Annotated in this window: 21 protein-coding genes; 7 read left to right on the plus strand and 14 right to left on the minus strand. The window is 39.2% G+C overall.

The genetic code is table 11. From position 1 onward, the window contains the following. Positions 1-10: 10 nt before the first annotated feature. From MTT29_RS01255 to MTT29_RS01285, 7 genes are all read right to left on the minus strand, one after another. Positions 11-2,101, minus strand: coding sequence for a heavy metal translocating P-type ATPase (locus tag MTT29_RS01255; protein ID WP_429799524.1), 2,091 nt, complete (start codon positions 2,099-2,101; stop codon positions 11-13). Next, positions 2,070-2,390: a hypothetical protein gene (locus MTT29_RS01260; RefSeq protein WP_012001864.1), complete on the minus strand. Its 321-nt coding sequence runs from the start codon at positions 2,388-2,390 to the stop codon at positions 2,070-2,072. The genes MTT29_RS01255 and MTT29_RS01260 overlap by 32 nt, the downstream gene beginning before the upstream one ends. Then, positions 2,390-2,704, minus strand: coding sequence for a hypothetical protein (locus tag MTT29_RS01265; protein ID WP_012001863.1), 315 nt, complete (start codon positions 2,702-2,704; stop codon positions 2,390-2,392). The genes MTT29_RS01260 and MTT29_RS01265 overlap by 1 nt, the downstream gene beginning before the upstream one ends. A 9-nt stretch (positions 2,705-2,713) precedes the next feature. Continuing rightward, a complete protein-coding gene (locus MTT29_RS01270; RefSeq protein WP_035142523.1) occupies positions 2,714-3,025 on the minus strand; it encodes a hypothetical protein in 312 nt (103 codons plus the stop codon). A gap of 31 nt (positions 3,026-3,056) precedes the next feature. Beyond that, entirely contained in the window at positions 3,057-3,707 is a 651-nt protein-coding gene (locus MTT29_RS01275) for a ferritin-like domain-containing protein (protein WP_429799525.1), read from the minus strand. Continuing rightward, positions 3,700-4,023 (minus strand): HMA2 domain-containing protein, encoded by a 324-nt coding sequence (locus MTT29_RS01280; RefSeq protein ID WP_021088492.1) that lies wholly within the window; start codon positions 4,021-4,023, stop codon positions 3,700-3,702. Before MTT29_RS01280 ends, MTT29_RS01275 begins: the two co-directional genes overlap by 8 nt. 102 nt (positions 4,024-4,125) lie before the next feature. Further along, entirely contained in the window at positions 4,126-4,572 is a 447-nt protein-coding gene (locus MTT29_RS01285; protein WP_429799526.1) for a Fur family transcriptional regulator, read from the minus strand. A 150-nt stretch (positions 4,573-4,722) separates the two neighbouring features. On the opposite strand from MTT29_RS01285, the gene MTT29_RS01290 reads away from it, so the two are divergent. Further along, positions 4,723-4,932 (plus strand): hypothetical protein, encoded by a 210-nt coding sequence (locus tag MTT29_RS01290; protein WP_002942234.1) that lies wholly within the window; start codon positions 4,723-4,725, stop codon positions 4,930-4,932. 107 nt (positions 4,933-5,039) lie between these two features. Here MTT29_RS01290 and MTT29_RS01295 read toward each other — a convergent pair whose 3' ends face one another. After that, complete coding sequence (locus MTT29_RS01295) at positions 5,040-5,705, minus strand: lipid-binding SYLF domain-containing protein (protein WP_429799527.1); 666 nt, start codon at positions 5,703-5,705, stop codon at positions 5,040-5,042. A gap of 117 nt (positions 5,706-5,822) precedes the next feature. Between MTT29_RS01295 and MTT29_RS01300 the strand changes: the two genes are divergently transcribed. Together MTT29_RS01300 and MTT29_RS01305 are read left to right on the plus strand one after the other, a co-directional pair. Next, positions 5,823-6,431, plus strand: coding sequence for a trimeric intracellular cation channel family protein (locus MTT29_RS01300; protein ID WP_021088495.1), 609 nt, complete (start codon positions 5,823-5,825; stop codon positions 6,429-6,431). Beyond that, complete coding sequence (locus tag MTT29_RS01305) at positions 6,428-7,414, plus strand: SAM-dependent methyltransferase (protein ID WP_429799528.1); 987 nt, start codon at positions 6,428-6,430, stop codon at positions 7,412-7,414. The genes MTT29_RS01300 and MTT29_RS01305 overlap by 4 nt, the downstream gene beginning before the upstream one ends. Here the strand turns inward: MTT29_RS01305 and ybaK are convergent. Continuing rightward, on the minus strand, positions 7,403-7,885 hold the full coding sequence (ybaK, locus tag MTT29_RS01310; RefSeq protein WP_429799529.1) for a Cys-tRNA(Pro) deacylase: 483 nt from the start codon (positions 7,883-7,885) through the stop codon (positions 7,403-7,405). The two genes, MTT29_RS01305 and ybaK, sit on opposite strands and share 12 nt — an antisense overlap. Before the next feature lie 58 nt (positions 7,886-7,943). Here ybaK and fliL point away from each other — a divergent pair, with 58 nt between their 5' ends. The 4 genes from fliL (at position 7,944) to MTT29_RS01330 (ending at position 10,570) form a co-directional block, all read left to right on the plus strand. Next, positions 7,944-8,480, plus strand: a complete 537-nt coding sequence (fliL, locus tag MTT29_RS01315) for a flagellar basal body-associated protein FliL (RefSeq protein WP_429799530.1) — start codon at positions 7,944-7,946, stop codon at positions 8,478-8,480. Beyond that, positions 8,477-8,821: a holo-ACP synthase gene (acpS, locus tag MTT29_RS01320; protein WP_103558468.1), complete on the plus strand. Its 345-nt coding sequence runs from the start codon at positions 8,477-8,479 to the stop codon at positions 8,819-8,821. Before fliL ends, acpS begins: the two co-directional genes overlap by 4 nt. A gap of 141 nt (positions 8,822-8,962) precedes the next feature. After that, a complete protein-coding gene (locus MTT29_RS01325; RefSeq protein WP_429799531.1) occupies positions 8,963-9,766 on the plus strand; it encodes a hypothetical protein in 804 nt (267 codons plus the stop codon). Between the two features lie 12 nt (positions 9,767-9,778). After that, entirely contained in the window at positions 9,779-10,570 is a 792-nt protein-coding gene (locus MTT29_RS01330) for a cell surface protein (RefSeq protein WP_429799532.1), read from the plus strand. Between the two features lie 34 nt (positions 10,571-10,604). Here MTT29_RS01330 and MTT29_RS01335 read toward each other — a convergent pair whose 3' ends face one another. From MTT29_RS01335 to MTT29_RS01355, 5 genes are read right to left on the minus strand one after another with little or no spacing between them, the layout of a single operon-like run. Beyond that, entirely contained in the window at positions 10,605-11,651 is a 1,047-nt protein-coding gene (locus tag MTT29_RS01335; RefSeq protein ID WP_429799533.1) for a Cj0814 family flagellar-dependent secreted protein, read from the minus strand. A gap of 57 nt (positions 11,652-11,708) precedes the next feature. Beyond that, the gene (radA, locus tag MTT29_RS01340) at positions 11,709-13,049 is read right to left on the minus strand and encodes a DNA repair protein RadA (RefSeq protein WP_429799534.1); all 1,341 of its coding nucleotides are present in this window, start codon (positions 13,047-13,049) and stop codon (positions 11,709-11,711) included. After that, positions 13,024-13,386, minus strand: a complete 363-nt coding sequence (locus MTT29_RS01345) for a VanZ family protein (RefSeq protein WP_429799535.1) — start codon at positions 13,384-13,386, stop codon at positions 13,024-13,026. Before MTT29_RS01345 ends, radA begins: the two co-directional genes overlap by 26 nt. After that, the gene (gene ftsY, locus MTT29_RS01350) at positions 13,379-14,245 is read right to left on the minus strand and encodes a signal recognition particle-docking protein FtsY (RefSeq protein WP_429799536.1); all 867 of its coding nucleotides are present in this window, start codon (positions 14,243-14,245) and stop codon (positions 13,379-13,381) included. The genes MTT29_RS01345 and ftsY overlap by 8 nt, the downstream gene beginning before the upstream one ends. Continuing rightward, a complete protein-coding gene (locus MTT29_RS01355) occupies positions 14,245-14,880 on the minus strand; it encodes a TlpA family protein disulfide reductase (protein WP_103615734.1) in 636 nt (211 codons plus the stop codon). Before MTT29_RS01355 ends, ftsY begins: the two co-directional genes overlap by 1 nt. Positions 14,881-14,899 lie beyond the last annotated feature (19 nt).

Here is a 14,899-nt window from a genome sequence, read left to right on the forward strand (position 1 = left end):
CCTTTCAAATTTATTTTGACTTGATCTTCACGCCCTTCATTGAGTTGAGCAGAAGCCAGATCGTCGTGCCATTGTGAAGCATAGCAGTTGCTATTGGATTTAGCATGCCAAGCGTTGCGGCACTTAGTATGGCTGTATTTACGCCAACGGTTGAGCGGAAATTTGAGCTTATTAGCTTCATCGTCTTATTTGCGAGCTCTTTTGCAAGCGCCACGCTCATAATGTCATCTTTTAAAAGGCTTATATCAGCCGTTGCTTTAGCGATATCTGCACCTTTGTGCATGCTGATGCCAACATTTGCTTTTGTTAGACTTGGCGCGTCATTTATGCCATCACCTACAAAGGCGACCTTTTTGCCTTCATTTTTTAGCTCTTCGATGATCGCTGCTTTGTCCGTTGGTAAGCACTCAGCATATACTCTATCAAGCCCTAGCTCGCGCGCTACCTCTTCAGCCTTGCTCTTGATGTCGCCACTTAGCATAACTATCTCTTTTACGCCAAGATTTCGTAGTTTTGCCACCATATCTTTAGCGTTTGCTCTCATATCATCTTTCATGGCTATCACACCAACAAGCTCTTTGTCGTATCCCACGTAAAGCAAGGTTAGACCGCTTTGCAAAGCCTTATTTATGAGCGTTTCGTGAGCTTTAAAGCTTATCATCTCATCATCTTCTAAGAAGTGCCTACTGCCGATGATCACCTCTTTGCCGTGCATCGCAGTTTTTACACCGTGAGCCACGATAAATTCGACCTCGTCGTGGTGAATATGGCTAAATCCACGCTTGTTTGCAGCCTCGACTATCGCTTCAGCTACTGGGTGGAAGTAGTGCTCCTCGGCACTTGCTGTTAAATTTAAGATATCAGCCTCTGAAAATCCATCTTTAAAAGAGTAAATTTCAACCACGCTTAGGCGTCCATGAGTTAGAGTGCCGGTTTTGTCAAAGACAAAGGTATCAACCGAGCTTAGAGCCTCGATCGCCTTTGCACCTTTTATGAGGATGCCGTTTCTGCCAGCTTTCGAGATGCTTGACTTAAACGCAACTGGCGTAGCAAGCTTAAGCGCGCAAGAGTAGTCGGCTTGAAGCACGCTAGCAACGCTGTTCATATTTTTATTTATAACATACGAAAGCCCAGCAAGAGAGAGCGTGACTGGCACAAGTTTATCAGCTAGTTTTAGAGCTTTTACGCCGATGGCTGATTTTTCATTAAGTGAAGTTTGGATGTACTCTTTGATCCTTGCGGTTGCGGTGTCGCTACCTACGTTTTCAGCCCAAATTTTGATCCTGCCTTCATCGACAACAGTGCCGCTTATGACGCGGTCGCCTCTAGCTTTTGCTACGGGTTCTGCTTCTCCAGTCATTGAGACTTGATTGACGTCAGCATTGCCCTCGACGATGTAGCCATCAACGCCTATCGTCTCGCCAGCTCCCACGACTACGATGTCGCCTTTTTTTAGATTTTCGGTTTTTACCTTTTCAAGCGTCTTTTCACCGTTTAAATTTCGCTCAACCCAGACCTCTTCGATGTTTGGTTTGGCTAGCTCTTTGATGAGATCATCACTTCTGTGACTAGCACTCTCCTCCATGTATTCGCCGATATTTATCATCAAATTTGTGCTATTTGCAGCCAAATGATCGCCCATTGCAAGGCTAGTGCCAATAGCTGTTGCTTCAAGCACCTTTGAGGTGATGCCCTCATGCCTTAGCTCTTTTGCGCCTTCTATTAAATTTGGAGCTGTGGCGTAAAGAGTTACGGCTGATTTTAGAGTTTTGTTGCTCATAAATGGCGTTACACCAAGTGCAGCAGCAGCTTTGTAGATATTTGCTTTGCTAGGCAGGCTCTCATCTTTTGGCTTGGTTGGAAAATCATAGCTCTTTATAAAATCTAAAATTTTCTCATAGCTCTTATCAAACTCGACAACGATGCTTTTTGCGTATTTATTTACACGCACGCTTTTTGCATCGGTTCGCTCTGAGATCGCAGCCTCAATGGCGCTGACATCGCTTCTAGCGTTTAGGCTCTCGCAAATAAACCTCGCTCTATTTTTGCTCTTGTGAGCTAAAGTGACCTTATTTTTGTGAGTCAAGTTCTGCTTTGACATCTTCAAAACGCTCTTTTAGTTCTTCTATGCCAGCGTTTATTAGCTCGCCACCTTTGATGATCGCTTTAAATACGCACTCTTGTGCTTTTGGATTAGTTAGCACATAAGCTGCTATGCCGCCCAAAAGTAGGCCTTTTACAAAGCCAGCTGCGTTAAAATTTTCAGGTACAAATGGTAAATTTTGAGCCGCATTGTTTATCGCATTATCAACTGCACTTGGCTGAGTTGCTGCTGCGTCATTTGCTGCTACTTCGTTTGCGTTTTCTTCATTGATATAAGGGTTATTCATTATTTGCTCTCCAATTTTATTAGTTCTTCAGCTATCAAAAGACCGCCGATGCCAGCTGCTGTGAAAGCTGCTGCGTTTAAATATTTTTTTTGTGCTATCAAATTTGAAGCGTGAATGCCAACAGCACCTACAAAACCGCCAGTTACTGCGTATTTTACTATCTTCTTAGCGACATCTTTTTTAGTTGCTCTGTTGTTTAGATAGTCATTAAAACCAAGCGCAGCCGCACCCATGCCAGCGATTAAGGCTCCGCTAATGAAGTGATCAAACGGAAGCCTTGTATTTGAAAGCGTAAAAAGATTATTTTCTTGCATTCTCTATCCTTAAGCTATATCGTTTGGTGTGATAGCTTTTGGAGCTGCTGGCTTTTTAGCGCGTGGTTTTCTTGTTTTTTTAACCACTTTTTCAGCCTCTTTTTCTACTTTTTTAACGCCACGTTTTGCTTTTTTCTCTTCTTTTACCATGAAGTCTTTTGCATCTTTTGCGACATTTTTGCCTTTTTTGTAAAGATCTTTTGCGGCCTCTTTGCCTTTATCTAGGCCGTCTTTTGCGCACTCTTTGATCTTGTCTCTTTTACTCCAAGCAACTACTGCTAAACCGCCTACTGCTAAACCTGCTAAAAATGGTAATGCCATTTTAAATCCTTTCTTTGTTTGATTTTGTAAATTATTCATCTTCTCCATCCTTATTTAAATTTTTGCTAACTACTGAAATGCCTAATGCCCCAAGTGCAAGCCCGCTAAAAAACGAGAAATTTGGGTTGTTTGTGATCTTTGCCAACTCGCTTTTATCAGCCTTACCACTTGCGATATTTTGCAAGCTTTTAGTTATCTCATTAAAGTCATTTTGATAGCTTTCTAAAATATTTGTTATGCCATTTTGCTCAAAATTTTGTGAAATTTCATTTAAATTTATCTCATTTTTTGCTCCAGCTCCGCTATAAATTTCTTTTAAGCAGTGCTTTAAAGAGTCGATGTATTCGTTATTTGAAGTAGCCCAAAGTCTAAAAAATAGATCTTTTAGTTCCTCATCATCTAAGCTTTCACAAAATTTTTCATACATTTTGTTTAGCTCATTTTCATAGTTTAGCGCTTCTATCAGCGCATATTCTTTATTTTTTGCCGGCAAAAAGATAGCTTCATTTTCACAAACAAGCTCATACTTATGCGCGCTTGCAAATTTCTCTATCAAGATGATTGCATTTTTTCTTACGCTTGCGATTTGATCAAATACTTCGCCAAACGAAGCTAGGCTTTCATATAGCCTTAGTGCGTTTTTTTCGCTCGTATAAGAGGCGTTTAAAAGCTCATTAAGCATATTTTACTTCTTTTGCTACTTCATTTACTTTAGCTGAAATTTCTTCTAAATTTTGCCCTTTTAAGAGATCCTCCCAGAGATTTTTAGGGAAAATTTCATGGTCGTATTCGATCGTTACAGAGCCGATTATCTTGTTAAATTTAACATTTTTTATGCCATTTATCTGAGCGATCATATCATCTAAACTAGCTAAATTTACGCTACTACTTAGCTCTTTTATCTTTGGGCTAACCCTTACTCTTAGTCTGCCATTTGTGTGAGCTATCATCGAAAAATAGCTTGCAACTTGTGCTAAAGTTTGTGTTTTTATATCCATTTTCATCCTTTTATTTTGTCTGCGTATTATCTAATCTGCAACTTAAATCAATCTGAAATTTTTTTGTCTTTCATTATCAAAAAGTAAAATGAAATGATAAATTTAAATCCCATTTTTTGCTTGGCAATCACTACAAATTCCATATAGTATCATCTTGTGAGACTCTGCGCTAAATGAACTTTGGCTACAAATTTGCTCCTGCCTTTGCTCTATCATCTCATCTTCAAAATCAACCACCTTTCCGCAAATTTCGCAGATCAGATGATCGTGAGAGGACTTTAAATTTAACTCGTAATTTTTAACACCATTTTGCTCAAAACTATTTGCCAGATGGTGCTCTTCAAGAAAATTTAAAAAGGTATATATAGAAGTCATTGAAATTTCATTTTTGTAAGTTTCATAAATTTTTTGACAAATTTCTTGAGCATTTAGATGTGACTTGCTTGCAAAAAGCACACGCAAAATTTGCTCTTTTATCTCAGAGCCTTTTTGACCAAAAGCTTTTAAAAACTCGTTAAAATGCTTGTAAAATAGTTCAAAGTCTTCCACAAAATCCCTATCAAATTGATAATGAATGTAAAGATTTTACAACTTTTCTACTAAAAAATGCATAAAATTTATTACAAATTCTAAGTAAAGTATTTTATAAGCTTCTTTTGGTATAGTTTCGCATTTTTTAAATCAGAATTAAGGAACGAAATGACTTACGACGAGCTAGAATTAGACGCCGTTTTGTTAGAGGTTTTGGAAAATAGAGGCAGCTTTGACTCGATGGATGACGAAGAGCTTTACGAGCTTATCGAGCAAGTCGCGCAATATACAGACGGCGACTACGAAGAGGCGTTTGAATATATGACTCAATTTTCTCCGATCCCTAAAAAACGCTTTGTATCACTATTTATGGTTTAGCAAAAGGCTAAGCCATAATCTTGCTAAATTTATAAACTAAAATTTCTAAAATCTTTAAAATGTAAAAAAGAGCTTGACTCTTCTAAAAGAGCCAAGATATGAGGTTATTATAAAAAGTATTTTGAGATTATCTCTTTAAATTTGATTGTATATTTGCTAGCTTTTGGGCTGTTGTTGTAGATATCTTCAAAGTCATACATTCTATCGTAGTAGTCGTTTGTATCTTGTGCGTTTATCTTAAGTCTTGCCACGTCTAAGCTAACGCCAACAAAAGCTCCACTAGTCTTGCCACGCTCCTCGACAAATGCTGAAATTTCAGGCAAATCACTAGCTATCGCCACTTCGTTACCAACGCCACCAGTCGCTTCTGCTTTTAGGCTGATCGTATCTTTTGCGTTAAATAAGCTTGCGTAGGCTTCAGAGTTTTTAAACAAGATGATCATATCAGCCGAGCTATATCCTAGCTGAAGTCCGACGCTGCCAGATGTGTAATTTACAAAAAACGGGCTTGACCACTCGCCATCGTCGTTTTTAGCGATAAATACGCCTTTGCCTTTTGAGCCAGTGATGATCGCGCCTGCTTTTGTTACGTCTGGGATGATGGCGATGGCTTTAATGCCTGTAAATTTGGTATTTGGTTTTAAATTTCTAGTGCCAAAAGCATTTAAAATGTTTATCGCATTTTTTAATTTTTGATTTTGGATCACGTCAGCGTTTAAATTTAACGCAAAAAATGAGCCGATCAAAAAGAGCAAAGTTAGAATTTTTTTCATCAAATTTCCTTATTTAAAATTTTTGTTATTATAGCCTAAAATAAACTATTATTTAAAAATTTATTAATGAAATTTTATGAGATTTCATTATAAAATGCCCATTTTTAAGGAAAAAATATGAGCTTAATACTTTTTGTCGAATACGTCGGTATCGCATCAGCTGCGCTTAGTGGCTTTTTGTTTGCAGTAAAAAGAGAGTGTGACTGGCTTGGCGTCTTTTTATCTGCATTTTTGACTGCACTTGGAGGCGGTATCGTGCGTGATATGCTCGTTGGCAGAGCAGTTTATTCATTTACTCACTACATGCCAGTAAGCGTCGTCATCTTTATGCTTGTCGCATCCAGGATCACAAATTTGCATATAAAAAGAGATGGTTTGGAGAAGAAATTTGTCTTTATCTTTGCCGACGCTATCGACGTTATCTGCTTTTCTATCGTTGGAGCGATGGTTGCGATTGAGTATAGCTACAACATCTTTGGCGTCATGATGATCGCCTTTTTTAATGGCGTTGGCGGCGGTATCTTAAGAGATATCTTGCTAAACGAAGTTCCATGGTTTCTGCGCACCGGACTTTACGGCACGATAAGCCTTGGCGTGGGGCTTGCTTACTTTATCCTATATCATCTAGGCCTTACCAACATATTTTTTACGATGCTCTTGCTTGCTGCTGGCATAACGGTCAGGATGTTTGCCTTTTATAGAGGCTGGAAGCTGCCTGATCTATGAAATTTAGCGAGTTTTTTGATATCTGGGTCAATGAAAACTACTATAAATTTGGCGTGGATATCGGCAAAAAGGGTGACTTTTACACAAATGTAAGCGTTGGCTACCTCTTTGGCGCCTGCCTTGCAAACTACTTTATAAAGCTACTTAAAAACGGAGAAATTTCTAGCTCTTGCAAGGTCGTGGAGATCGGCGCAAACTCTGGCGATATGCTGGCTGATTTTGCGCAAGGCATCTTTACGCTTGAGCCAGAAATTTTGCCAAATTTAGAGTTTATTATCATAGAACCTCATGAAATTTTACGCAAAAAACAGCTTGAGACATTTAAAAATCGCTTTAGTGACGAGGTTAGAGTAGGGCACTATGAAAATTTGGGCGAGTGCTTGTTTGATGAAATTTTTGTCATCTCAAATGAGCTGCTTGACGCATTTAGCTGTGAGGTGATAGATGCAGATAATATGCTTTTTGTGGATGATGAACTAAAATTTCACTGGCAAAAGGCAGATCAAAATTTGATAAATTTAGCAAAGAAATTTGGCATAAAAAGGGGTGAAATTTCAACTAGCTACGCTAAATTTGCGCTCCAGCTTGCAAATGCGGCTAAAAAAATTAGATTTTTAAGCTTTGACTACGGCGAATTTGAGCCAAAAAATGAATTTAGTCTAAGGGTTTTTAAAGATCATCAAGTTTTTTCTTTATTTGAAATTTCAAACCTTGCACCATATTTTAAAAGCTCAGATCTAACTTATAGCCTTTGTTTTAAGCAGATAAAAGAGGCTTTCTCTCTGGCTGGCTTTTTGATGCTTAAATTTAAAAAACAAAATGATGCTTTGGTTTGCGACTTTGGCTTGGATGAAATTTTATCTTTGGTACTTGAAAAAGGCAGCAAGCAAGCCTACGAAAACGCTGCAAAACAGGCAAAATTTCTACTCTCGCCTGAGTTTTTAGGCGAGAAGTTTAAATTTATAGAGTTTTTAAAGAGCTAGCCTGGCGATATCAGCGTAACCAGCCTCACAAGCCTTCAAAAGGTCGTTTGGAGCTATCTTTATCTGCTTGCCTCTTACTCCAGCGCTTACTAGCACGTACTCTTGCTCTTTTGCTCGCTCATCGATGAAGGTCGCAAAGTGCTTTTTCATAGCAAGTGGCGAGCAGCCGCCTCTGATGTAGCCGGTGATCTTCTCTAGATCTTTTAAATTTATAAGCTCGCAGCGTTTGGCACCGCATGCATGAGCAAGTGCTTTTAGATCAAGCTCCAGATCGCCTTGCAAGCAAGCAACGACAAAATTTTTAGGCTCGCACTGGCAGACGATCGTCTTATAAATTTGCCTTATATCTTGCTTGGTGCCAGCTGCTACGTGAACGGCTGAAAGATCGTTTAGATCGACTTCGTACTCAAGTATCTCATACTCTATTTTTAGCTTGTCTAAAAGCCTAGCGGCATTGGTTTTGTGTATCATCTTTTCTCATTTTTGTGAATTTTTTGTATAATTATAGCCAAAACTTAAAGGAGGAAAGATGGCTGAAGAAGTTGAAGAGAAAAAAGCAAAAAAAGGTGGCAATGGCGCTTTGATGATAATCATCATCGCGATATTTGTTTTATTGCTAGTTATCGGAGGGCTAGTGGCGTTTTTGATGCTTAGTTCTGACGAGCCAAAAGAGGCAAATATGGCGCAAACACCAGCTCAGACTCAAACTCAACCAGCACCCGCTCAAAACAAAGCAAAACGCGGTAGCAACGACTATTCGAACATGGGACCGATATATCCGCTTGACCAGTTCGTCGTAAATTTACTTAGTGAAAATGGATCAAGGTTTCTTAAAACTAAGATCGATTTAGAGCAAAGCGACGAGCTACTAACTGCCGAGCTTGATAAGAAAAAGGCACTTTTAAGAGATATCATCATAAGAACGCTCTCTTCTAAAACTTACGAAGAAGTAAGCACTGCAAAGGGTAAGGATAGGCTAAAAGACGAGATTGTCGGCAAGCTAAATGAAGTGCTAAATGATGGCTACATCAAAAACATATTTTTTACTGATTTCGTGGTGCAATGATAGGCATCGATATCGTTAAGATAGATAGAATTTCAAGACTAAAGGCTCGTCACGGCGAGCTTTTTTTAAAGAGATTTTTAAGCGATGATGAGATCGCGCTAGCAAAAAATGATGCGACTTTGGCTGGATTTTGGGCAGCCAAAGAAGCAGCTAGTAAGGCCCTTGGCGTGGGCATCAGCAAAGAGTGTGGCTTTTTGGACATTATGCTCAGCAAAGACGCAAGAAACGCACCAAAGATAAAATTTAGCCCAAGAATTTATACAAATTTTAATATCAAAGAAGCAAGCCTTAGTATAACTCACGACGGCGGGTTTGCTGTAGCTGCAGTGATGATAGTGTGAAATTTATCTGTTTTTTCTAACTTTTAGCTACTTTTTTGATATAAAGCCTAATTTGCAAATAAATACTTATATAAACTTTTTTACAAAAAAGACGAAATTTGATGTAATGCTTTGGTGATCATAAAAACTAAGGATAGTAAAATGCAAATTTCTAATAACCTTTCAACCCCTAACTATCTCTCAAGAGAAAACATAGCAAGAGAGATGGGCTTTAAATTTAACGATATAAACGAGATACTTAGTAACGATATGGGTCATGGTATGACATTTCCTAAGTATGCAAGGCTAGATGATAAAGAAAGAGCAAGAGAATACGACAGATACGATCACTCACTAACTGGCTTTGTAAAAGGCGAAGGAGAGGCAAGAGTAAGCATACTTGGCAAACTAATGGGCTATGACGACTCTTTTTCAAAAGATGAGATAGATGAGCTAAAGAAATTTATAGATGATAGCGGCGCTTTGGGGCTTGAGAGAAATCCAGCGTTTGAGCCAAAGGGGATTTTTAAAGATCCATTGAATAGTAAAAAGCTCAGTGTTGATGATTTTATAGACCAGTTTGCAAATAAAAAAATCCTCTCTTTTATAGCTTTTGGTGGTAGCAAAACAGCTGAACTGCTTGATAGCGATATGAGTGTTGATGAGTTCAAGGGCAAATGGGCTAAATTCGCACTAAAGGAGCGCTTTGGTTTAGAGCTTGACGAAGAGCTAGCAAAAGAGACCATAAATTCCGTAAATGATCTTGAAACACAAAACGAAGAAGATAAAAAAGAGAAGAAATTTACACCTATACAAGTTACTAAAAAATCTCAAACTTATAAGCTTGAAGCCGATGAGAGATTTAAGGAGCTTTATAAATTTATAAAGAGTGAATTTGATAGTGGCAAGAGTATGTTTGAGATTTTAGAAAAAGTGGCAAAGCTTAAAGTGGATAAGACGGCGTAAGGGGAAGTTGAAATGACGACTAGCATAAACGGACTTAGCAATACATCGATACAAGAAACCACTATCCAAAAAGAAAATATACCTAAAGATACCAAAGATGATGAAAAGGCCAAAATAGAAGCTTTATGGTATAGTCCAGTTGGAAAGAGCATAAAAGAGATTATTGACATAGACGAAAATGAAGATAATTGGGTTGCAAAAACGATAAGTAAAATAGATAATATGCTTTCTAAGCGTTACAATACCGAACAAGATCGCAACGCCATGTCGATGAAACAGCCAAAAACTTTAGAAGAAGCAAAAGATCAAGTCCTTATAATGTATTCTGATATATTAAAGGAAAACTCTGTTGATGGCAAGCCAACCATGATGGGCAAACTAATAGGTCTTGGCACAAAAGAAGAGGAGGCTGACCTAAGAGCATTTATGGACAGCATGTCTTCTCTTTATCCAAATAATAACAAGGAGTCGCTTAGTCTTTTAGATAGAACCGACCTAAGCATAGATGAATTTAAAACATTATTTGCCAAAGCAAGAGAAAAAGCAACAAAGGATGTCGAAGAACAAAGAAAGCAGATAATCAAAGAAGAGCAAGAATACAATGCAAATTTTGCTAAAGAGCAAAGTGAGAAGAAATTTAAACCTATGCAGGTTAAGAAGAAGTATGAGACCTATGATATAAACAAGGATCAAAAATTTCTCTATACAAGAGAGCTTTTAAATTTCAAAGAAAAAAGAGGCATAGATGTCTTAGAGCTTATGCAAAAGATAGACAAGAAGCAAATTTTAAATAAGATGGCTTGATAAATGAAGATAGCCACCTTTTAAATTTATCTATTTAAACTCTTGTCTCATTTTGAAGCTTTGTGGCATGAGCTAGCACACTATCTACTATCTCGCTAGCACTTTTGCCATCTTTTGAAGTGAGTAAATTTCTTTTTAGTAGCTCTTCTAAGATGAATTTAATCATCTTCTCATTTTTCAAAAGCCTTGAGAGAGGCACTATATCATCAGCTAGGCTTTGCTCGTTCATTAGCTTTGAGTAAGAGCTTGCCTCCACACTAAGCTTTGTCTCGCCACTATCACTAGCGATAGGGCTAAAGCTCTTTAAAAATCCCACAAACACACCAGCATTGCTATAAGTGTCATCTGCTTGATATACCGACATATCAGGGTTAAATGTATATTCATCACTGGCTCTTGCGTCAAGATGCTCTTTGCTAAAATTTAGCTCATAGACCTCGTGGCTTACTCCAAAGCCTCTAAGCTCATCTCTAACGCTTTTTGCATCGTTAATTTGATCAAATGTTTTATATACATTTGTAACAGATATTAAGCTCACATCTTTTAAGAAATTTGCATTTTTACCAAAGGTTTTTTGGTTGGTATCCATGCTAAAGCCTTTTGGTAAATTTGCTAGATCAGCTTCGCTATATCTATCTTTCTCGTCCCCTACAATGCTTTTAAAAAGTTTATAGTAGTGTTTTGTGGTATCAGCTACGTCTATCTTTTCAAAGGCAACCTTGCTTCTATCTTGTGTAAAGAGATATGTTTTGTTGTTGTATCTAACTATCTCATCAAGTGTGCTTTTATGGATTTTAAAGTCCTGTGGCAAGCCTGCAGCTTTGTTAAAGTCAGCTCCCATAAAGCCTGCCTTGTCTACTGTGTAGCCATAAGCTTGAAGATCACTGAAATTTAAAGAGATGAGGCTATTTTGTGAAGAAGAAGTGACATAAGTAAATTTAGCAGGCTCTTGGCTTGGCTCGCTAATCTTTTCTTTGGTCTTTTCGTTAAAAATATCACTAAAATTTGAAGATCTGCCTTGTTTGTGCTGTTGCTTAGTATATGAATTTACATTTGTGCTTAAGATGCTAATATCATTCATGGCTTGCTCCTTGATATTATCTGTAAAAAAGCAAGCATGATTTGTTCCAGAGTAAATTTACATCCACTCAAGCACTTGCGTGATATCTTTGGCGTAAAAGCACTTTAGACCTTGCGTGTCAAGCGGTTTGTTTGGGATGATGGCGTTTTTAAATTTCTGCGTTTTTGCCTCTTTTAGACGCTGATCGAGGTTGAAAATTTCTCTTATCTCACCGTTTAGACTTAGCTCGCCGATGAAGACGCTGTCCTTGCTGATAGGGCGGTTTTTGAAGCTGCTGATTATCGCTGCGATGACGGCTAGATCGGCAGCAGTCTCGCTTATCTTAACGCCACCTGAAACATTTATAAAGACGTCGTAGTGCCCAAGTGGAATTTCAAGTTTTCGCTCAAGTAGGGCTAGCAGCATATCTAGGCGGTTTTTCTCAAAGCCAGTCGAGCTTCGCTTTGGATAGGCGCTTTCGCAAACAAGTGCCTGAATTTCTATGCTAAGCGCCCTTGAGCCTTCCATGATGATAGTTATCGCGCTACCACTCATCGCCCCGCCACGTGTGAAAAATTTACTCGATACCTCATTTGCGCTCACGAGCCCTTGCTGGCTCATCTCAAAGATGCCAACCTCGCTTGTCGAGCCAAATCGGTTTTTAAACCCACGTAAAATTCTAAGCTCTCTGCTTGCATCACCCTCAAAATAAAGCACCACATCGACCATATGCTCAAGCACTCTTGGCCCTGCGATAGAGCCCTCTTTGGTTATGTGTCCGATGATGAAAACGCAGATATTTTGGCTCTTTGCAAGCCTCATCAGCTCAAATGTGATCTCGCGAACCTGCGTGATCGAGCCTGGAGCGGAGGTTATATTTTGGCTATAAAGCGTTTGTATGGAGTCAATGACTAGCACCTTGTAGTCGCTCTTTTGCACTTCTAGCAGGATATCTTCTAGGCAAATTTCAGTTAGCAGGTATAAATTTTTATCCACAGCATTTAGCCTGTTAGCTCTCATTTTTATCTGACTTTGGCTCTCTTCGCCGCTTACATAGAGTGTTTTTTTGCCATCTTTTGCTAAATTTGAGCCGATTTTTAGAAGCAGGGTTGATTTGCCAATGCCCGGACTGCCGCCTATAAGCACAAGTGAGCCCTCGACCACGCCACCACCAAGAACAAGGTCTAGCTCGCTATCTTTGGTGCTAAATCTCGTGAAATTTTGAATTTCAACTTCGTCTATGCTTATGGCTTTGCTAGGCGTGCTACTGCTTTTTGCTATCTCTTTGCTTATCTTTATCTCTTGCTGGCTAAGCTCGACAAAGCTATCCCAAGCCCCACATTGTGGGCATTTGCCCAGCCACTTTGCCTGTTGATTGCCGCAGGCTTGACACTCAAAAACTGGCTTTGCTTTTGCCATAATATATCCTTTTTAAAATTTTAACTACTATCACTCCAAAGGCCGCTCCGATCATGTCAGCCACGATGTCAAGCAGGCTAAAGCTCCTATTTGGTAAAAAAGCCTGAACGAGCTCTATTTGCACTCCAAAGGCTAAAAGTAGGGCTAAATTTTTAAAAATTTTAAACTCATAGCCAAGGTAGAGCAGTATATAAAGGACGAAAAAAGCTAAAAAATGGTTTGCTTTGTCCCACGAATTTTCGATGATCGCAGGACTTTTTGGAGTAAATGCAAGAAAATCAATCGCCAAAATGGCAGCAAAAAAGCAAATTTTACTAAGAAATTTTACCCTACTCAAAAATGGCGTCCATCAGCTCGTCTAAAAACTCGTCTGGGTTAAATTTGATGATATCATCCATGCTTTCGCCAACGCCTATATAAAATATAGGTAGCTCAAGCTCTCTTGCCACGCCAAATAGCGCTCCGCCCTTTGCAGTGCCATCAAGCTTTGTGATGATGACGCCATCAAGCGAGACGATCTCGTTAAATGCCTTTGCCTGAGCGACACCAGCGTTGCCCTGCGTGCCATCAAGTATGAGGATCTTGCGGTGAGGCGCCTTTTCGTAGGCTTTTTTGCTGATACGAACGATCTTATCAAGCTCGTTTGCTAAATTTGTCTGGTTTTGAAGCCTACCAGCCGTGTCTAAGATGACGCGGTCGATCCCTTTTGCAAGGGCCGAGCTGATCGTATCGTAAGCCACAGCTGAAGGGTCGTGGCCTTGCTGGGTGGCTACTATTGGCACATTTAGCCTGATTGACCATTGGCGTAGCTGCTCGATCGCTCCAGCTCTAAATGTATCGCAAGCGCCCAAAATGACGCTTTTGCCATTATTTTTATATAAATTTGCAAGCTTTGCGATGGTCGTCGTCTTGCCAGCGCCATTTACACCAAGGATGAGATCGACAAATGGCTTGTCAGGCTCGATCACACGCTCGTTTTCGTAGATAAAATAGCTACTCATAACGCGTCTAAGATCGGCTCTGCTCACTTCATCTTGTGGCGGCAAATAGTATAAAATCTCCTCTACGATCTCGTAAGCCACGTCAGCTTCTAGTAAAATTTCCTCTAAGCTCTCTTTGTCGATCTTGTTTGACTTCTTAGCCGAGCTTATCGCTCCAAAGGTCTTTTCAAAGCCTCTTTTTAAAAACTCAAGCATTATTTTATGGCCCTATTTATGTCAGTTTCAAGCATCTCTTCAGGCACAAGACCGATGTAGCCTTGAGCATAGTCACCGTTTGCTTTAAAAAGCGCAGATGCTGGGAGTCCTTTGATGCCGCCCATCGCCTTTTCAAATAAGAAATTTCCCTCGCCAACTGCGATGTCGTATTTGATCTTATACTTTTGTGCAAATTCTTTGACTTCGTCCTCGCTCTTGTCTTCAAGCAAGACAGCAACGATGTTTAGCTCATTTTTAAATTTCTCACTTAGGTTGTTTAAAGATGGGATCTCAGCCTTGCATGGTGGGCACCAAGTAGCGAAAAATACGTAAAGTGTCGCTTTTTTGCCATCTTTTACGTCAAAGCCGTTGCTTCTTTTTGTGATCTGCATAGTTGTGCCATTAAGCAGTTTTAGACTTATCTCTTTTACTTCGTCGCTTTGTGCGCTCTCATTCATTTTTGGAGTGAGTGTATCTTTGCTTAAATTTTCATCTTTGCTGGCATTTTCTTCTAAATTTTTACTTTGCACAGCTGGTTCGCTAGTGTTTTGCTCGCTCTTTTTGTTAGAGTCGTCACCGCATCCGAAAAATGCAAAAAGACAAAGTGATGTTATAATTACGCGTTTTAGTGTCATAAATTTCCTTTTGAAAAAT

Origin of the sequence: Campylobacter concisus, from assembly GCF_050447485.1 — a bacterium.
In the GTDB taxonomy this organism is placed as follows: Bacteria; Campylobacterota; Campylobacteria; order Campylobacterales; family Campylobacteraceae; genus Campylobacter_A; species Campylobacter_A concisus_BQ.

Bases quoted from the DNA above. Each gene is read 5' to 3' on its own strand.
- acpS (WP_103558468.1), top strand. From the start codon at position 8,477: ATGATAGGCATCGATATCGTTAAGATAGATAGAATTTCAAGACTAAAG.
- MTT29_RS01325 (WP_429799531.1), top strand. From the start codon at position 8,963: ATGCAAATTTCTAATAACCTTTCAACCCCTAACTATCTCTCAAGAGAA.
- MTT29_RS01335 (WP_429799533.1), bottom strand. From the start codon at position 11,651: ATGAATGATATTAGCATCTTAAGCACAAATGTAAATTCATATACTAAG.
- MTT29_RS01260 (WP_012001864.1), bottom strand. From the start codon at position 2,390: ATGAATAACCCTTATATCAATGAAGAAAACGCAAACGAAGTAGCAGCA.
- MTT29_RS01280 (WP_021088492.1), bottom strand. From the start codon at position 4,023: ATGGATATAAAAACACAAACTTTAGCACAAGTTGCAAGCTATTTTTCG.
- MTT29_RS01295 (WP_429799527.1), bottom strand. From the start codon at position 5,705: ATGAAAAAAATTCTAACTTTGCTCTTTTTGATCGGCTCATTTTTTGCG.
- MTT29_RS01255 (WP_429799524.1), bottom strand. From the start codon at position 2,101: ATGTCAAAGCAGAACTTGACTCACAAAAATAAGGTCACTTTAGCTCAC.
- MTT29_RS01270 (WP_035142523.1), bottom strand. From the start codon at position 3,025: ATGGCATTACCATTTTTAGCAGGTTTAGCAGTAGGCGGTTTAGCAGTA.
- MTT29_RS01265 (WP_012001863.1), bottom strand. From the start codon at position 2,704: ATGCAAGAAAATAATCTTTTTACGCTTTCAAATACAAGGCTTCCGTTT.
- fliL (WP_429799530.1), top strand. From the start codon at position 7,944: ATGGCTGAAGAAGTTGAAGAGAAAAAAGCAAAAAAAGGTGGCAATGGC.
- MTT29_RS01290 (WP_002942234.1), top strand. From the start codon at position 4,723: ATGACTTACGACGAGCTAGAATTAGACGCCGTTTTGTTAGAGGTTTTG.
- radA (WP_429799534.1), bottom strand. From the start codon at position 13,049: ATGGCAAAAGCAAAGCCAGTTTTTGAGTGTCAAGCCTGCGGCAATCAA.
- MTT29_RS01355 (WP_103615734.1), bottom strand. From the start codon at position 14,880: ATGACACTAAAACGCGTAATTATAACATCACTTTGTCTTTTTGCATTT.
- ybaK (WP_429799529.1), bottom strand. From the start codon at position 7,885: ATGATACACAAAACCAATGCCGCTAGGCTTTTAGACAAGCTAAAAATA.
- MTT29_RS01305 (WP_429799528.1), top strand. From the start codon at position 6,428: ATGAAATTTAGCGAGTTTTTTGATATCTGGGTCAATGAAAACTACTAT.
- MTT29_RS01300 (WP_021088495.1), top strand. From the start codon at position 5,823: ATGAGCTTAATACTTTTTGTCGAATACGTCGGTATCGCATCAGCTGCG.
- ftsY (WP_429799536.1), bottom strand. From the start codon at position 14,245: ATGCTTGAGTTTTTAAAAAGAGGCTTTGAAAAGACCTTTGGAGCGATA.
- MTT29_RS01275 (WP_429799525.1), bottom strand. From the start codon at position 3,707: ATGCTTAATGAGCTTTTAAACGCCTCTTATACGAGCGAAAAAAACGCA.
- MTT29_RS01330 (WP_429799532.1), top strand. From the start codon at position 9,779: ATGACGACTAGCATAAACGGACTTAGCAATACATCGATACAAGAAACC.